Source organism: Leuconostoc pseudomesenteroides KCTC 3652 (assembly GCF_014634745.1).
Taxonomy (GTDB): domain Bacteria; phylum Bacillota; class Bacilli; order Lactobacillales; family Lactobacillaceae; genus Leuconostoc; species Leuconostoc pseudomesenteroides.
The window spans coordinates 407,139-423,836 of record NZ_BMBP01000001.1 but is presented as its reverse complement, the minus strand read 5'-3'; the positions used below and the strand labels follow the sequence as shown (position 1 = coordinate 423,836).

The 16,698-nt window shown below is 39.9% G+C and carries 15 protein-coding genes; 11 read left to right on the top strand and 4 right to left on the bottom strand.

Features of this window, described 5'->3' with window-relative positions:
* Nucleotides 1-43: 43 nt before the first annotated feature.
* Nucleotides 44-1,855: a M3 family oligoendopeptidase gene (locus tag IEU65_RS02020; RefSeq protein ID WP_147651267.1), complete on the bottom strand. Its 1,812-nt coding sequence runs from the start codon at nt 1,853-1,855 to the stop codon at nt 44-46.
* 190 nt (nt 1,856-2,045) lie between these two features.
* Between IEU65_RS02020 and IEU65_RS02015 the strand changes: the two genes are divergently transcribed.
* The gene (locus tag IEU65_RS02015) at nt 2,046-2,975 is read left to right on the top strand and encodes an alpha/beta hydrolase (protein ID WP_010291438.1); all 930 of its coding nucleotides are present in this window, start codon (nt 2,046-2,048) and stop codon (nt 2,973-2,975) included.
* 32 nt (nt 2,976-3,007) lie between these two features.
* Here IEU65_RS02015 and IEU65_RS02010 read toward each other — a convergent pair whose 3' ends face one another.
* Nucleotides 3,008-3,412, bottom strand: a complete 405-nt coding sequence (locus IEU65_RS02010; RefSeq protein ID WP_010291435.1) for a Fur family transcriptional regulator — start codon at nt 3,410-3,412, stop codon at nt 3,008-3,010.
* A gap of 130 nt (nt 3,413-3,542) precedes the next feature.
* Here IEU65_RS02010 and IEU65_RS02005 point away from each other — a divergent pair, with 130 nt between their 5' ends.
* Genes IEU65_RS02005 through IEU65_RS01990 form a run of 4 tightly spaced genes read left to right on the top strand, consistent with a single transcriptional unit; the run spans nt 3,543 to nt 6,403 of the window.
* Entirely contained in the window at nt 3,543-4,220 is a 678-nt protein-coding gene (locus IEU65_RS02005) for a VIT1/CCC1 transporter family protein (protein ID WP_010291432.1), read from the top strand.
* A gap of 12 nt (nt 4,221-4,232) precedes the next feature.
* Nucleotides 4,233-4,922 carry a VIT1/CCC1 transporter family protein gene (locus tag IEU65_RS02000; protein ID WP_010291431.1) on the top strand — a complete coding sequence of 230 codons (690 nt, stop codon included), beginning with the start codon at nt 4,233-4,235 and terminating at the stop codon, nt 4,920-4,922.
* Between the two features lie 43 nt (nt 4,923-4,965).
* Complete coding sequence (locus IEU65_RS01995; protein WP_010291429.1) at nt 4,966-5,826, top strand: YihY/virulence factor BrkB family protein; 861 nt, start codon at nt 4,966-4,968, stop codon at nt 5,824-5,826.
* Nucleotides 5,810-6,403 (top strand): DUF1054 family protein, encoded by a 594-nt coding sequence (locus tag IEU65_RS01990; protein ID WP_010291427.1) that lies wholly within the window; start codon nt 5,810-5,812, stop codon nt 6,401-6,403. The genes IEU65_RS01995 and IEU65_RS01990 overlap by 17 nt, the downstream gene beginning before the upstream one ends.
* Before the next feature lie 27 nt (nt 6,404-6,430).
* Here the strand turns inward: IEU65_RS01990 and IEU65_RS01985 are convergent, their stop codons facing one another.
* On the bottom strand, nt 6,431-8,551 hold the full coding sequence (locus IEU65_RS01985) for a cation:proton antiporter (RefSeq protein WP_010291426.1): 2,121 nt from the start codon (nt 8,549-8,551) through the stop codon (nt 6,431-6,433).
* Nucleotides 8,552-8,716: 165 nt separating this feature from the next.
* Nucleotides 8,717-9,703, bottom strand: a complete 987-nt coding sequence (locus tag IEU65_RS01980) for a LacI family DNA-binding transcriptional regulator (protein WP_010291425.1) — start codon at nt 9,701-9,703, stop codon at nt 8,717-8,719.
* 110 nt (nt 9,704-9,813) lie between these two features.
* Between IEU65_RS01980 and IEU65_RS01975 the strand changes: the two genes are divergently transcribed.
* The 6 genes from IEU65_RS01975 (at nt 9,814) to IEU65_RS01950 (ending at nt 16,666) form a co-directional block, all read left to right on the top strand.
* Nucleotides 9,814-10,071 (top strand): hypothetical protein, encoded by a 258-nt coding sequence (locus tag IEU65_RS01975; RefSeq protein ID WP_010291424.1) that lies wholly within the window; start codon nt 9,814-9,816, stop codon nt 10,069-10,071.
* A 10-nt stretch (nt 10,072-10,081) separates the two neighbouring features.
* Nucleotides 10,082-10,825 carry a sugar phosphate isomerase/epimerase family protein gene (locus tag IEU65_RS01970; protein ID WP_010291422.1) on the top strand — a complete coding sequence of 248 codons (744 nt, stop codon included), beginning with the start codon at nt 10,082-10,084 and terminating at the stop codon, nt 10,823-10,825.
* An 8-nt stretch (nt 10,826-10,833) separates the two neighbouring features.
* Nucleotides 10,834-12,111, top strand: a complete 1,278-nt coding sequence (locus IEU65_RS01965; protein WP_010291420.1) for a hypothetical protein — start codon at nt 10,834-10,836, stop codon at nt 12,109-12,111.
* A gap of 25 nt (nt 12,112-12,136) precedes the next feature.
* The gene (locus IEU65_RS01960) at nt 12,137-13,099 is read left to right on the top strand and encodes a sugar kinase (protein ID WP_010291418.1); all 963 of its coding nucleotides are present in this window, start codon (nt 12,137-12,139) and stop codon (nt 13,097-13,099) included.
* 2 nt (nt 13,100-13,101) lie between these two features.
* A complete protein-coding gene (locus IEU65_RS01955) occupies nt 13,102-14,046 on the top strand; it encodes a phosphoglycerate dehydrogenase (RefSeq protein ID WP_010291415.1) in 945 nt (314 codons plus the stop codon).
* 85 nt (nt 14,047-14,131) lie between these two features.
* Nucleotides 14,132-16,666, top strand: coding sequence for a M1 family metallopeptidase (locus IEU65_RS01950; protein ID WP_010291414.1), 2,535 nt, complete (start codon nt 14,132-14,134; stop codon nt 16,664-16,666).
* Nucleotides 16,667-16,698: the final 32 nt, after the last annotated feature.

The following is a 16,698-nucleotide window of genomic DNA, read 5'->3' as shown; positions in this document are numbered from 1 at the left end:
AGGCTCAACATGTTTAACACGTTGAGCCTCTTTAATATGATTTTTACTTGATAAATTGTTCAGATAGCGACAAGAATTCATCAATATCTTTTTTAACCAAATCAGCACCAGCTTGCCAGAAATCTGGCTTAGTCAGATCAACACCTAAATGTTTTTGAGCTAATTCTTCTGATGTCATATTTGCTGTGTCACGAAGCAACGCAATATATTTATCCTCGAAATTATCACCATCTTTTTGTGCTTGTGCATAAATACCGGCTGAAAAGAGATAGCCGAAAGTGTATGGGAAATTATAAAATGGGACTGAATCAATAAAGAAGTGCAACTTTGAAGACCAGAAATGTGGGTGACGTGTATCTAGCATACCATCAAAGGCACTTTTTTGTGCTTCATCCATCAATTCGTTCAGTCGTTGCGGTGTGACAACGCCATTTTGACGTTCAGTATAGAAAGCATCTTCAAATAAGAAACGCGCATGAATATTCAAAAACATGGCAATAGGATTAGTCATTTTAGCGTCTAATAAGACCACTTTTTCAGCGTCAGTCGTTGCTGCTTTTACGTTAGCGTCATTGACAATAAGTTCGGCGAAAGTTGAAGCTGTTTCAGCGACATTCATGGCATACGCATCACGCCAGAACGGCAAATCATTAAGTTGTGCAGAGTGAAAAGCGTGTCCCAACTCATGGGCAATCGTTGCGGCATCATTGACTGATCCAGTATAAGTTAGAAAAATGCGTGATTCATGTAAATCAGGGACAGATTCCATATAGCCGCCCGGTTGTTTGCCAGGGCGGTTTTCAGATTCAATCCAATTATTTTCAAATGCCGTTTTGGCAAAATCAGCCATTTTAGGTGAAAACTTACCAAATTGCGTGATAATAAATTGTGCTGCTTCATCGTAAGAGACTTCTTTAGGGCTGTAGTCACCGATGTTTGTGAGCGGGGCAACTTGATCTTGCCAACCTAATTGCGAGAGACCAAGCAAGGCTTTTTTACGATCAAAGTAAGGTTTGAACATGCCTTTGTTGTTATCAACGACTTGCCACATCGCCTTTAAGGTTTCTTCAGACATGCGATTCATTTCCAAAGGTTGTTCTAAATAGTTTTGACGTTGATGTGCTTTCTGATTAGTTAATCGGAACCCAGCCAAATGATTCAGCGTGTCAGCAGTGAGATTTTCTGCATTACCCCACATTTTCTCATAATTAGCCATAATATTGGCGCGCGTCTCGTTATTGGGTTCACCGTCTAGCATATTAAGCGCTTGACCAGCGGAAATTTGTCGTGTTTTGCCCGTTTCGTCAGTGTAGTTCATTGAGAGTGAAGCCGAAATAGTGTCATAGTGTTGAGACCATGCTTGCTGACCATCAAGGTCAAATTGATTGATCAACGACTCAGTGCTGTCATCCAAAAGACGCTTGGCATCCGTACGTAGCTCTGTCAAATAGAAAGCAATCGGTGATAAGCGTTGTGTTTTAATGGCTGTGGCAAAGGTTGCATCATCTAATTGTAATAACAGCTTTTGGAAGCGGTTGAGTGGCGTTGAAAAAGCAACCCACAAGTTACCTAATTTATCAAAATGAGGTGCATAGACACTATTACCATAATCAACAGATGACCAACCATTAACAAAAATACCTGCTGTGCCAATACCAGCACTAATTGTTTGTGCTAAATCAGCTAAGTTAGCTAATTGGTCAAAATCTTTATCATCAGATGCGCGGTATGCGTCAACTTTTGTCGCGAAGTCTTGTGTTTGAGAAGTGATGAGATCGTATTTTTGAGTGAGTTGTGGTGATGTGATGCCACCCGGGAAAATACTTTCCAAATCCCAAGTTTGTGAATAAGCCATGATTGAATACCTCAATTTATTTTTATCGTTACCTTATGATAACATTGTTTGAAAAAATTGGATATATGAGATTATGAGGAGAACAACATGGCAATTTTTGAAAGGATTAAAAATAGTGGGAATCAACATATTTGCCCCCTATACAATTAAGTTGTAAAATAAAAAGATTGAATTCGAGGAGAATGTGAGTATGAGAAGTGTCTATAAGTGGTTAATTGGTCTGGTAACCGTAGTCATGCTGATATTATTATCAGCGGCGATGTATTTTTTTCATGTTGCAGAAGTTCGCAATCCCGCTGCAAATAAACCAGATGCACTTAGACCAAAATCCAGTCCTGTCTATGATTATGAGCACACGTTTTTAGCACGTCATAAAGCGACTTGGACGCAAAAAACTTTGGATGGGCTGACACTCGATGCTTGGTATGTGACAGCTAGTCGGCCAACAAATAAAACCGCAATTTTGGCACATGGTTGGCATAATAATAAAACAACGATGGCCATCTACGGCGAACTATTTCACGATCTTGGCTATAATGTGTTAATTCCAGATAATCGTGCACATGGTGATTCACAGGGTAAATTAATTGGATACGGTTGGACAGATCGTCGTGATTATATGGGCTGGATTAATCAGGTTCTAAAGAAAAATGGGCAACAATCTGATATTGTTATGTACGGAATGAGCATGGGTGCAGCAACTGTTGTTAATGTTTCTGGTGAACATGATTTGCCAAAACAAGTGAAAGCGTTTATCGAAGATTCGTCATACACTAGTGTTTTGGCAGAAGTGAAACATGAGGCTGGGGATATGTATGGGCTACCTTGGTTCCCTATTGTTAACATTGTCTCCGGTATTTCCAAAGTACGAGCTGGATACTCATATGGTGAGGCTAGTCCGTTGAAGCAGGTTGCGAAAAATAAACGACCAATGTTGTTCATTCATGGTGACAAAGATACGTTTGTACCAACACGCATGGTTTATCAGCTTTACGCGGCAACAAAGGGGCCAAAAAAATTGTGGGTGACGAGTGGTTCAAAACATGTGCAAAGTTTTCCAGATCATCCCGTAGCTTATCGACAAAAAGTGACCAACTTTTTGAATCAGTATGACAAATAAAAACACAGCTGTTGTTCATAACAGTTGTGTTTTTATTTTGCATCTTTAGGGTCAATACCATATAACTCAATGTGATAACCAGAAATATTGAGACCGCTTGCCTTACGAGCCGCGTCAATTAATGGCTGCACGTCAAAATTATTAGCATCAATAATCTCGTGTGTTTCTTGGTTTATGATGTGATAGTGTGGTTTGCCATAATAATCAAAGTGGCGTTTATCATCGTTCACGTCGATAACAACGACTAAACCAGTTTCTATTAATTTTTCGAGCGTATTATAAACGGTGGCTAAACTAATTGATTGCAAGTCAGCGTGGATCATTTCAGCTGTCGGATGGGTTTTGTGAGACATCAGATAATCTAAAATAATCATACGCTGAGACGTTGCTTTTAGTCCACGTTCTTGCAACATGTTGCGCAATTTTTGATCAGGCATCAGCATCTCCATTTAATATGACCTCATTATATCACGTCTAAAATATTCTACCAAGAAACTTGAATTGTGATAAAAAGAGCGTTATGATGTTATTATATTAGAATGATTCTAAAATCGAGGGGGGAATAAAATGTCGGAAAAGCAGAGTTTGATGCAACGTAACAATGTCATTCGTGCTGCAGTGATGGGCGCCAATGATGGCATCTTGTCAGTATCAGGAATTATATTGGGTGTTGCTGGCGCCACCAGTCATACTGGAACAATTCTTTTAGCAGGTTTTGCCGGTACTTTAGCCGGAACGGTTTCCATGGCAATGGGAGAATATGTGTCCGTGAGTTCACAACATGATGCACAAGAAAAAGTGCGACGAGAACAATCATTAGCGTTGGAACAAAATTTTGAAGGTGAGTTCAACTTTGTTCAAAAGAAATATGAAGATAATGGTATTTCTGAGCAGCTTGCAATGCAAGCAACTCGTGAAATGATGACTAAGGAACCACTTGTAACCACAGTTCGTGAACGATTTGGTTTCTCATTAGACAATGAATTGAGTGCCAAAGATGCGGCATTAGCTTCGTTAATTAGTTTTCCAGTTGGGTCTATTTTGCCGATGTTAGCAATGTATTTGTCACCTAAAAGCAGTCGTGAATGGTTGACTTTTTTCGCCGTTGCTATTGCCTTAGCACTGACAGGCTATGTCGCTGCACATTTGAATGGTGCTGATAAAAAACATGCTGCTATCCGAAATGTGTTAGCAGGTATATTTACGATGGTTGTGACATTTGCCATTGGTAGTTTATTTCGATAAAAGGGGGACACAATGTCAAAGCAAAGAAATAATAAAAGTATGACAATGGATGAGCGACTAAACGCGATTCGAGCAGGTGTTCTTGGGGCAAATGATGGCATTTTAACTGTTGTTGGTGTCTTGTTTTCGGTTGCAGCCGCCACGACTAATCATTTTGCGATATTTATTGCTGGTTTAGCAGATTTGTTAGCGTGTGCTTTGTCGATGGCTTCAGGGGAATATGCGTCAGTAAGTTCGCAATCTGATAGTGAAAAAGTCGTCGTCGCACGTGAAAAAAAGTTATTACATGATGATTTTGAAGGACAGCGAAGGAGCGTGGCAGATTTTTATGTTGAGCGTGGGGTATCTCAAAATACAGCGCTAGCGATTGCAGATGAACTATTAGTTAAAAAACCACTCGAAACAGTTTTGAGTGTTAAATACGATTTGACGTTGGGACATTATATGAATCCTTGGTCAGCAGCATGGTCGTCACTATTTAGTGCTGCGATTGGGGGCGTTTTTCCATTAGCTGCCTTAATATTGGTCACAGGACGCTATCAATTTGTTGCTACCATTGTTGCGACTGTTGTGGCTGTCGCGTTAACTGGATTTTTGAGTGCCAAAATTTCTAACGGTCTTGTTAAGCGTGCCGTTATCCGAAACATTATTATTGGTCTTGTAACAGTCGCCATTCACTTTGGTATTGGAAAATTGTTTTGAGATAGACTTGCTCATGGGGCTTGATATTTGAGATAATGGGACCATGAATAACAAAATTAAGCAAACATGGCGTGTGATCGATGCGCGTTTTAAATTATCCACCTTAGGCGAGCTTTTTTCGCGATCACAAATCGGTTACGTTGGTCCGACTTTTGCTTATTATGCTTTGTTAACAGTGTTTCCAATATTGATGGGCGCAGCGATGATCGTGTCCTTTACAAGCTTTAGTACAGCAGATTTATTGACTGCCATGCGCAATATGCTACCAAAAAATATTGAAAATATTGTGATTCCAATTATGCAGTCAGTTTTGGCGTCAAAAAGTGCCTCATTACTGTCGTTTACTGTTATCTTCACCATTTGGTCAATTTCTCGCGTGATTGCTGTATTCCGTAAGTCTTTCAATGCCATTGCTGATGTTGATGAACGTTTTAATAACATGTTGACACGTTTGTTTTCATTTCTATGGTTACTTGTGATTATTGCAGCGTTCGCTTTATTGATGATTGGGAGTAATGTTCTAACGATTGCTATGCAGCACTTGCCGCATACGCAATGGACCAGCTTTTTGCAACACCAAACACGTTGGTTTATTTGGTTGGGGATGTGGTTAGCTTTAACCATGATGAACTTTTTGTTACCCACTAAAGATGCTAGAGCGCCTCTGCGATTTGTCGTGATTGGCAGTTTCATAGAATTATTGATGCTAAATGCTTTGAACAAAGGGTTTACCATCTATGCTAAGATTGCGATTGGGAAATATGACTTCTATCAATCTGTGAGTTCTATGATTGTACTGTTGATTTGGTTAAATTTGATTGCAACAATTTTAGTATTGGGATATGTAATTATAAAGTGGATAGCTGAGATAAAATGGGGGAAAGATCTTGTTTCAAGACAGTGATTTTGATATTTTTAATGATGAAACGTTAGCAGGGCGAATGGCTAAAATTAAGGCTATTATTGATCCAAAATTTGTTGAATTTGCTGACATAGCTTTACCAATTTTGCAAGAAAATGGACAAGAATGGTATGCACATGTCGCAAAACATTTGCGGCGAACTACCTATGCGCCGGATAATACATGGGTGGCTTTTGCACCCAATCGACGCGGGTATAAAATGTTGCCGCACTTTGAGCTGGGTATGTGGGCTGATCATATTTATTTTTATTTGGCGATTGAAGAAAATATGAAGCCAAAACAAACTGCTGACATTGTCAATAAAATGACAGCAGTGACTGATATGGTTTTATCTTTACCAGCCAGTTATCGGCTTAGTCCTGACCACATGGTCAATGAAACAGTGCCCCTGTCAGACTATTCACACTTAGTTAAACGGTATCAAGATGTCAAACACAGTGAGGTGTTGATTGGCGTTGTGATACCAAGAGGTGATCAACGCGTGGGCACTGAAAGCCTAGTGGTGGCATTAAGCGATGCTCTAAGAACATTAAAACTAATTTATGAACAACTCGTTTAAAAAAAGAACTTCACTGAAGTTCTTTTTTTAGCCACCAATGGCGTCAAACTGATTGTTTTCTTGCAGCTGTAAAGTTTGTGCTTGGTTAATTTCAGTGTATAAGACACTCGCCATTGACGTTGGAATAAAGCCATCTGTGACACCCTGTTGCACAAAATCATATTCAAATTGAAATGCTTGGATGTATAAGCTGTTGTCAACTTGTGTTGTTTGTTGGCGGTAATCACGTTTAATGGCACTGAAGAAGCGATTCATTGTTTCGCGAGTCATGTAGATATAGTCGTTGTCGCTTTGTTTATTATCGAGGCGTTCTCTTAACAAATCATCTAAATGTTTGTCTGTGGCAGTGATCACATCCTCATTTAAGCGCAACATTTCTTTTCTTGTATTAGTCCATTTTTCAACGCTTTCGGCAAATTTGGGGTCACTAGCAAGCTTTGTTTTTCGTATTCGGTCACGTTGCGCTTTGGTAATTGCACCATTAGCTAAGTGCCAAGCAGATTGTCTCATAAAGCGCTTCAAAGTATGCTTCAAATGATGACTAAAATGTCCCATTGTTTTTTGACCATTATTAAATGAATAAGTCAGTATTTTTGTATAAGCGTTGATGGTAGTCAAGCTATATGTTGCAGAGGCATAATCACCATGCACATAAGCTATCATAAAATCCTGCGTGTCAGCAATTAAATCAATAAATTCAGATGATTGACGTTTCCTGTCATCCATCATAAACAGTTTATTTTTTTGTGATTGTAGTTGTGCTGATAGCACTTCACGTGTGTTATGGTCGGTGACAGTATCTAAAATTTTGAGTGAGGCATAATCGACCATCTTATCACGGATATGAATTAAATCACTATCGGAATAAGCTTCTACTTTTTTTGGCAAACTAAGTGGTAATACAATTGCACTGATCAGCATGCTGAGTAAAATGACGATGGTGGCAACAATGATGAGCTCTTCACGATACGGAAAGGCATGACCGCCAATTTGATAAGGTAATGAGAAAGCCATCGCTAGCGTCACAGTACCATGAACACCGCTGATAGCAAAAATTTGGGCATAAAAACGATGATTTTGATCATTACGATCACCAAAGAATGAAGGAAGTGTCTGACGATGACGACGTGAACGATTGTTACGATCATCGTCACGTAAAGCCCAAAAGTATCGTAATACAAGCATAACGACATAAATTAAGAGACTTAGCGCAGCTAGTTGGAGTGTACCAGACACCCCAATCTTAGTCATGGCTGACCAAACAGTTGGTAAGGAAATACCTAAAATTAGAAAGACAATATCGTTTAAAACATCAGCAATGGTGCCCCAAATAGTTCTTGAAGTCAGCTGAACACTTGTTGAAGTTAGTCGCAAACGACTTGATTCCCAGTTGTGGACCATACCAGTGGCCACGACCGCTAAAATACCAGATGTGCCTAAGTGTTCAGCTAATAAATAGACAGCAAACGGTGTTAATAAGCTGATGGGGATGATGGTCGTTTCAGGATTGGAGGCGCGTTGTTGCAAATTGACACGCAATGCCACAATTAGAAGCCCAGAAATAGTGCCAATGACAACCCCGCCAAAAGCGACAAAAAAGAAGTGTTCCAGACCGTTAAGCACCGAAAAAGTGCCTTTTGAGAGGACGGACAAGGATAAATCTAACATGACTAAGCCTGTGGCGTCGTTAAAAAGTGATTCCAATTCTAATGCTTCACCGACGCCCTCAGGCATGTCGGTACCAGCAGTTAGCGATTTGACGGCAACAGCGTCAGTAGGGGTCACGATGGCAGCTAATGTAATGGCTAGTGGCAGTGTCCAAGCTACTTCAACGTGATTGGTAATCATACCAACCACTAAAGCCGTTACTACGGCCAGAACGACCGACAGCGTCCAAATACCACCAAATCGCTTTTTAATTTTGGAAAATGATTGTTTTTGACCGTCAATAAACATAATCGGAGCAATAATCATTAACATAAAAAATTCGGGTTCTAATTCAAAATTGTTAAAAATTGGTGTAAATGACATAGCAACACCAACAATGATTAGAATGAATGCTTCAGGTATTTTTGGAATGAAGTCTTTAATAATATTAGTGGCAATAACGCCAATGAGCAGTAGCGAAAGGGTATAGAGTGTTTCCATTTGAATCCTCATTAATGGTTGTTAGTAATCATGAAATTAATGTATGTGGCGTGCAATGCTTAAAACCACATGATTCAATTTTAACACTAGTCGATTATTTTCGCCGTATTTACCAATATAGGCTGTTATCTGACAATTCATGGTAAAGTCATTCTGATTGACAAATTAAAGAGAGTCACGCATTTGAATTTCGGATGGGATACGAGTATTTTTTGGTGGTGTGGCTTGACCGTTAACACTTGATAATAATTGCTCTGCTGCGACACGGCCAATTTCTTGGGGATTTTGTGACACTGATGAAATTGCCGGCGTGATCATATCGGCAAATTGGTCGTCATCATAGCCAATTAAACCGACATCTTCAGGAATATTGAGTGAGCGTTCCTTGGCAAAACGCACGGCAGACCAAAGCACTTGCCCATTGAGTGCAAAAATGGCTGGATGTTGGTGCTGTTTGATTTCCGCATGTAATAATGATTGCCAATCGCTGCCATCAATTTCAATTAGTTTGACGGTGATACCACTACCAGTTAAGCCAGCTTCTAAACCGTTATAGCGATTCATTCGGCTAGATACGCCATTGATGTGGTTGGCCAAAACAAGAATAGCATCGTAGGATTTTGTTTTGAAAATTTTAGCTAATTCGACTGATTTTTGAAAATTATCAGACACGACAGCAGGCCAAGCGAAGGGCTCAGTGTAACGATCTACTTGGACTACTGGTGTGTTTTCGGCGACAAGCAACTGATAATGTTCAGGTTGATGAACAAGTGGTTGCAAAATGATGCCATCGACTTGTTCAGTCATCATTTTTTCAAGGTTACTTAATTCTCGCGCAACACTATTATCGGCGTCCATAATCAAGACTTGATAATGTGTTTTTTGAAAATATTCGCCAATGCCTTTGAGCAAACGTGATGTGTACATATTAGAAATATCAGCGACTGAAACGCCAATTAAAAAAGAGTGATGCGTTTTTAAGGCTTGCGCTTGACGATTAGGCCGATAATCGAGTTTATCAATTGTTTCCTCGATACGCGCTTTTGTATTACTCGACATATTATCAAATTTACCATTCAAATAACGCGAAATGGTGGTTTTTGATACCCCTGCTTGGGTGGCAATATCATTAATTGTGACTTTTTTATCCATGAAAACATTATACGACAAATTGAAATTAGGGGTTGACAAATGTTTGAAAGCGTTTACAATATATTTTGTAAACCGGTTTCCGAAAACGATAAACTAAAAAGGACACTAAGATGGCTACAGAACAAATGCACATTGATCCAGAAAAATTTGCCTTGAGATTCATTGAATCGTTCAACTTCGATTTTAATGCAAAGGAATTAGAGAGTATGGCCAAAAAAGAATTGGCTGCCTACTTATCGGCGTACTTCCTTGTTGAAAAATTCAATAGGATTGAAAGTGAAAATTTTGATAAAAACGATACTAATAATTTGTCTGATTTAGGATTTGACGAATTATTAGAACATGTAAAAGATTTAAACCAGTATTAAGGAGTTAATCATGAAAAAATCTCAAATCGTCTTGAACCATCTGGTGTTTGCTAAAGATCATGACAACGGCATGCAGCAATTAGACATGTTAAAAAAAGTGGTCGCATTGGGCGTTCAGTCAGCCGAATTACGTCGTGAATATTTTGATGACATTGCCGCTGAAACGCCAGCTATTGCTGATTACGCAAAAGCACATCAATTACGTTTATTTTATTCGGTGCCGGATGAAGTCTTTGTTAATCATCGTATCAATCCAAAATTGGAACAATATTATGATGAGGCTACGCAACTTGGCGTTAGCGTGATCAAATTTAATACAGGTGATTTTGATACATTGTTGCCTGAAGATATTCAACAACTCAATGCTTTCTTAGACCGTGGTATTGAAACCAATATTGAAAATGACCAAACACAGGTATCAGGTAAAATTGATGCCATTAAGGCATTCATGACTGCTGCCAAAGCAGCTAAGCTCGACATAGGCTATGTCTATGATATGGGTAATTGGCGTTATGTCGGCGAAGATGAAGTTGTCGCAGCGAAAGCACTTGCACCTTACGTTCGCTACATTCATGTGAAAGATGATAAGGGTAGTGGGGATAATCTTGTGACAGTGCCTTTAAATGACGGGGATATCAATTGGCAAGCAATCTTGACGATTTTGCCACAAGACGTACCAGTCGCAGTTGAGTATCCGACTGCTAGCGAGCAAGTCATTATTGATGGTGTGCAGGCACTAGAAGCGTATAACTGAGGCAAATCATGACTAACATTATTATTAGTATCCTATTGTTACTGACATTTGTCGGGTTCATTTATTACATTGTGAAGGGTGGCAATCTTGTGATTGGCTTCTTCGTGATGGCATTACTTTGGTCAGTTATTGGTTTGGTGCCATTCAATAAAGTCATTCAAGACGTTATTGCAACACCAGCGTTAAATTATGGTCCAACGATTATATATATTGTTTTTGGTTCTTGGTTTGGGCGAGTGTTGGTTGATTCAGGCATTGCCGGGTCAATTTCGGCTCAGACAGAAAAAGTTGGTCGAAAAGCACCGATATTAGCTGCTATTTTGGTGGTATTGGTCACGGCGTTGATTTTCTCATCTGCTTATGGTGTTGGATCAGTAATCGCAATTGGTGTTATTTTAATTCCAATTTTGCTATCAATCGGCGTTCCCAAAAAGGTCGCTATACCAGCATTTACCATGGCAATCGGTGCGCCAATGTACATTAACGTGGTGTTATTTAATCAAATTAAGGCTTTCTTCCCATCTGTTAGTTTCTCGGGTAAGTATCTGATATTTGGTTTAGCAGCGATGAGTGTTCAATTGATTGGTGTGATCATCTTCATTTTGATTAATAGTAAAAGTATTAAAAATGGCAAAATTGAGACGATTGCCGCCAATAATCAAGCTGATTTTAAAAAAACTCATCCAATTACTTTCATTGTGCCAGTCTTACCAGTTGCATTAAATATGTTTTTCCACTGGGATGCAATTCCTGCGTTGTTATTGGCAACCATTATTGCGTTGCTTTTGACGGGTCAGATGAAATCTTATAAAGGACTGGTTGAATTTATTAACAAAACTGTTTCCCAAGCCATTAATGATATTTCAGGACTGATTATCTTTTTGATGGCGCTGGTGATGTTTGCGGGTGCTGCCACAATGAATGTGCCTCACTTTAAAAGTATCATCGAAGTTATCTTGCCAAGTAGTCCACTTGTGTTGGCGATTGCAGTTGGTATTCTAGCACCATTGGCATTATTCCGTGGGCCTTTGCATGTTTGGGGTGCCGGTGCCGCAACTGCTGCGGTTTTGGCCGCTACGGGCACATTCCAACCAATTTTCTTATTGCCATTGCTATATACAGCAAGCATCATGGCGGTTTCAATTGATTTAACACAATCATGGAACACATGGGCATTGACATATTCAAAGTTAGAAACTAAAGAATTTTTGAAGATGGGCATTCCGGTTATGTGGGCAGTTTCAATTGTCAATGAACTGCTAGTATTTGCTTTCTTCGGTCACTAAAAACAACAGTTTAAGGAGTAAAATAATGAGTGAAATTTTGACATTAGGTGAACCAATTGTAACCTTTACATCAACTGACTTGAATGCTGGGTTAGTTGATAGCATTAACTATTATAAGTTTTTGGGTGGCGCTGAGTTAAACGTGATGATTGGTGCGACGCGTCTGGGACATTCAACTGAATATATTTCTCAAGTGGGTGCTGATCCGTTGGGACAATTTGCAGTAAAAGAAATTGCCAAGTATCATGTAGGTAATCATTATATTTCAACAGATGACCATAACTGGACTGCCTTCCAATTGAAAGAGTTAGTTGATAAAGGTGATCCTTCAACCTTTAACTTTAGACGTAATTCTGCTGCTGCTCACTTTGACAAATCAAACATTGATCACATTGATTTTGATGGTGTTAAAATTGCACATTTATCAGGCATTTTTCCTGCTATTTCTGATCAAGCGCGAGAAGCATTTCGTTACTTTGCCGAACAATTAATTCAACGTGGTATTCGGACAACATTTGACCCTAATTTAAGACCTGCTTTGTGGGAATCACAAGAAAAAATGATTACAACGATTAACGATTTGGCAAAGTATGGCGAAATTGTTTTACCAGGCATTAACGAAGGTGAAATTTTAATGGGCTCGCGTGATCCAGAAAAAATTGCTGATTTCTATTTGGCAAATAGTGAACGCACGCAAACGGTTGTTGTTAAACTTGGTCCTGAAGGCGCATACGTCAAAAATAAAGCGGGAGATAGTTACACAGTTCAGGGATTCAAAGTTGAAAAAGTAGTGGATACAGTTGGCGCTGGCGATGGGTTTGCATTGGGACTCATTACTGGCTTGATTGAAGGTTTGACAATGGCACAAGCAGTGGAACGTGGTAACGCCGTTGGTGCATTGCAAGTTCAAACAACAGGTGACAATGACGGCTACCCAACCCCAGAACAATTGGCAAGTTATTTAGCCAAAGAACAGAAAGAGGCATAAACATGACAGAACAAATTTATTTACCAGATGATATTCCTGCAGTAGGTAAAAAAATACTAACTGACGCTGGATTTGAAGTGGTTGTTGGCACTGGACGTGCCCGTGAAACGATGAAAATCGAAGGCGCTAACGCAAGTGCTGTCTTGATTGGTACGCAACCATTTGATGGTGACATTATGGATGCCATGCCAAACTTAAAAGTGATTGCGCGTAATGGGGTTGGTTATGACGCTGTTGACGTTGATGCTGCTACAAAGCGGGGCATTTATGTGGTCAACACGCCAAAAGCTCTGTCAGGTTCAGTAGCTGAGACAGCCGTGTCAGAGCTGTTAGCTATCAGTAAAAACCTCTATCAAGATGCTAAAGCCATTCACGATGATAATTGGAATTATCGTAAGTCACATCCTGGCCGCGATATTGAAGGCAAGACGGTTGGTATTTTAGGCTTTGGTCGAATTGGTCAACAAGTTGCAAAAAAGTTAAGCGGCTTTGATGTTAAAGTTATTGCTTATGATCCATTTGCTAAATCAACTGATAGCGTATCAATTGTTGATCGTGATACTATTTTCAAGACAGCAGATTATGTGATGGTGCATCTACCAGCTTTGCCAGAAACAGAGCATTCAATTGGCGCAGCCGAGTTCAAAATGATGAAAAATGACGCGTACTTGATTAACATGGCACGTGGCGTCATTATCGTCGAATCAGATCTTGTTGCAGCACTTAAAAATAATGAAATTGCTGGTGCAGCATTAGATGTCTTTGAAGAAGAGCCTTTGCCAGTAACCAATCCATTGGTTAGCTTAGAAAATGTTTTGCTGACACCACACATTGCTTCCAATACAATTGAAACAAAAGCACGTATGGCAGTTGATGCTACCAATGATATTGTTCGGGTGCTTAAAGGCGAACAACCAGAAGCAGCTGTTAACCATCTAGAGGTATAACCATTGTTTTGACGTCCCGCTTGTGGGACGTTTTTTATTTTAAAAGCGTATAATGGAATTATTCTAACAATTGATAGGAGATATTATGGCTGAATTGACACGATTTTATAATACATTCCAACCAAAACATTATGAAATCTATTTGGATATTGATCGAGAATCGAAGCGAATCAGTGGTAAAACCACAATCACTGGAACTGCTAAATCGGAAACGATTGCGATTCATCAAAAGGATTTGATGATTAGTGCGGTCCAAGCGGACGAGCAAGACGTGACGTTTATGGTAGATCGTGACGCAGACGCTATTCGGATTGAATTACCTAAGTCAGGTGAAACAAAGGTTACCATTACTTATACAACAGTTTTGACTGATACGATGATGGGCATTTATCCTTCATATTATGAAGTTGATGGTGAGAAAAAGCAGATTATTGGCACGCAATTTGAAACCAATTTTGCCAGACAGGCTTTTCCAAGTATTGATGAACCAGAAGCCAAAGCAACCTTTGATTTAGCCATTAAGTTTGATGAACAACCAGGCGAAACTATCTTGGCGAATATGCCTGAAGTGCGTGAAGCAAATGGTGTACACTATTTTGATACCACAGTGCGTATGTCAACGTATTTAGTTGCCTTTGCTTTTGGTGACTTGCAAAAGAAAGAAACCAAAACGACGAGCGGTGTTCAAATTGGTGTGTTCGCAACCAAAGCACATCAGGCTAAGGAACTTGATTTTGCACTAGATATTGCGAAGCGCTCAATCGAGTTTTATGAAGACTTTTATCAAACGCCTTATCCATTGCCACATTCATGGCAGCTTGCGTTGCCTGATTTTTCAGCGGGTGCAATGGAAAACTGGGGCTTAGTAACCTATCGTGAGGCATACTTATTGCTTGATCCCGACAACACAGCGCTAGATACCAAGCAGGTAGTAGCAACTGTGATTGCCCATGAGTTGGCGCACCAATGGTTTGGTGATTTGGTGACGATGAAGTGGTGGGATGATTTGTGGCTAAATGAAAGTTTTGCCAATATGATGGAGTATGTCGCCATCGATGCTTTAGAGCCTGATTGGCACATTTGGGAAAGTTTCCAAACAGCTGATGCACCAGCTGCTTTACAACGAGATGCGACTGATGGCGTGCAATCAGTCCATGTTCAAGTTGAACATCCTGCAGAAATTGATGCGCTGTTTGACGGGGCAATTGTTTATGCTAAAGGTGCGCGCATGCTCGTCATGGTGCGTGCGTTGATTGGGGATGAGGCGCTTCGTTCTGGCTTGAAAGCTTATTTTGCTGCGCATCAATTTGGCAATGCTACTGGAGCTGACTTATGGGCTGCATTGGGGCAAGCCTCTGGCATTGATGTGAGTGCTATCATGACTTCTTGGTTGGAACAGCCTGGTTATCCGGTTGTTACTGCTGCTGTGGTTGATGGGCAATTGACACTTTCACAACAACAGTTCTTTATTGGCGATGGCAAAGAGGTTGGCCGTCAATGGGACATTCCATTGAACAGTAATTACGATGCCGTACCCGCTATTTTCAAAGATCAGTCAGTGACGATTGGTAATTATGGAGCATTAAGAGAACAGTTTGGTACACCCTTCCGTTTGAACGTTGGTAATAATTCTCATTTTATTGTTAAATATGATGAGACATTGTTACAAGATATTTTAAGTCAATCAGATCAGCTAGATGCGATTTCACAATTACAAATTTTACAAGATTTGAGATTATTAGCTGAAGGGCGACAAATTTCTTATGCACAATTAGTGCCATTACTAGGTCGTTTTGCCAATAGCCATTCAGCTGTTGTGACAGCGGCACTTTATCGTGTTGCAGTGAATTTGAAAAAGTTCGTGACCGCTCATTCTGATGAGGAAAAGGCTTTGAAGGGGTTGTATGACCAACTGAGTCAAGATCAATTAGCACGTTTAGGCTGGCAAGATACTGATGGTGAGTCAAATGACGATCAACTGTCTCGTCCATATATTATCAGTGCAGCTTTGTATGCTGAAAATCCAGCCGCAATTGCAGCGGCACATGATATATTTATGACCCATGTAAATGATTTAGCAAGTCTCTCTGCTGGTACACGTGTCTTCATTTTGGCAAATGAAATGAAACAGTTTGGGTCTGCTGATTTGTTTAATCAGTTACTGGCTGAGTATCACGCTACTTCTGATGCAAGCTATCAGTCTGATTTGCGTGCGGCTATCACTAGCACAACTGATAAGGCGCTGATTGAAAAACTAGTTGGCAAATTTGAAGATGCTGACACAATTAAGCCACAAGATTTACGTGGTTGGTTCTATGGGCTTTTGGCTAACGAAGATGGACAACAAGCCGCTTGGGATTGGGTACGTGAAGAGTGGCAATGGCTAGAAGATACAGTGGGTGGCGATATGGAATTTACGACCTATATCACCGTCATTGCAAATGTTTTCAAGACACAAACTCGCCTTGATGAATTTAAAGATTTCTTTGAACCAAAATTAGATACGCCGGGATTGACGCGTGAAATTAAAATGGATACAAGTGTGATTACAAGTCGTGTAGCGCTTGTTGCCGCTGAGAAAGATGCTGTCAACGCAGCAATTGCTGAAGTGACACAATAAAAAATATTTATACCTGAGTGACCTTGATAGTT

Bases quoted from the DNA above. Each gene is read 5' to 3' on its own strand.
- IEU65_RS01950 (WP_010291414.1), top strand. From the start codon at position 14,132: ATGGCTGAATTGACACGATTTTATAATACATTCCAACCAAAACATTAT.
- IEU65_RS02020 (WP_147651267.1), bottom strand. From the start codon at position 1,855: ATGGCTTATTCACAAACTTGGGATTTGGAAAGTATTTTCCCGGGTGGC.
- IEU65_RS01985 (WP_010291426.1), bottom strand. From the start codon at position 8,551: ATGGAAACACTCTATACCCTTTCGCTACTGCTCATTGGCGTTATTGCC.
- IEU65_RS01975 (WP_010291424.1), top strand. From the start codon at position 9,814: ATGGCTACAGAACAAATGCACATTGATCCAGAAAAATTTGCCTTGAGA.
- IEU65_RS01995 (WP_010291429.1), top strand. From the start codon at position 4,966: ATGAATAACAAAATTAAGCAAACATGGCGTGTGATCGATGCGCGTTTT.
- IEU65_RS02000 (WP_010291431.1), top strand. From the start codon at position 4,233: ATGTCAAAGCAAAGAAATAATAAAAGTATGACAATGGATGAGCGACTA.
- IEU65_RS01955 (WP_010291415.1), top strand. From the start codon at position 13,102: ATGACAGAACAAATTTATTTACCAGATGATATTCCTGCAGTAGGTAAA.
- IEU65_RS02005 (WP_010291432.1), top strand. From the start codon at position 3,543: ATGTCGGAAAAGCAGAGTTTGATGCAACGTAACAATGTCATTCGTGCT.
- IEU65_RS02010 (WP_010291435.1), bottom strand. From the start codon at position 3,412: ATGCCTGATCAAAAATTGCGCAACATGTTGCAAGAACGTGGACTAAAA.
- IEU65_RS01965 (WP_010291420.1), top strand. From the start codon at position 10,834: ATGACTAACATTATTATTAGTATCCTATTGTTACTGACATTTGTCGGG.
- IEU65_RS01980 (WP_010291425.1), bottom strand. From the start codon at position 9,703: ATGGATAAAAAAGTCACAATTAATGATATTGCCACCCAAGCAGGGGTA.
- IEU65_RS02015 (WP_010291438.1), top strand. From the start codon at position 2,046: ATGAGAAGTGTCTATAAGTGGTTAATTGGTCTGGTAACCGTAGTCATG.
- IEU65_RS01970 (WP_010291422.1), top strand. From the start codon at position 10,082: ATGAAAAAATCTCAAATCGTCTTGAACCATCTGGTGTTTGCTAAAGAT.
- IEU65_RS01960 (WP_010291418.1), top strand. From the start codon at position 12,137: ATGAGTGAAATTTTGACATTAGGTGAACCAATTGTAACCTTTACATCA.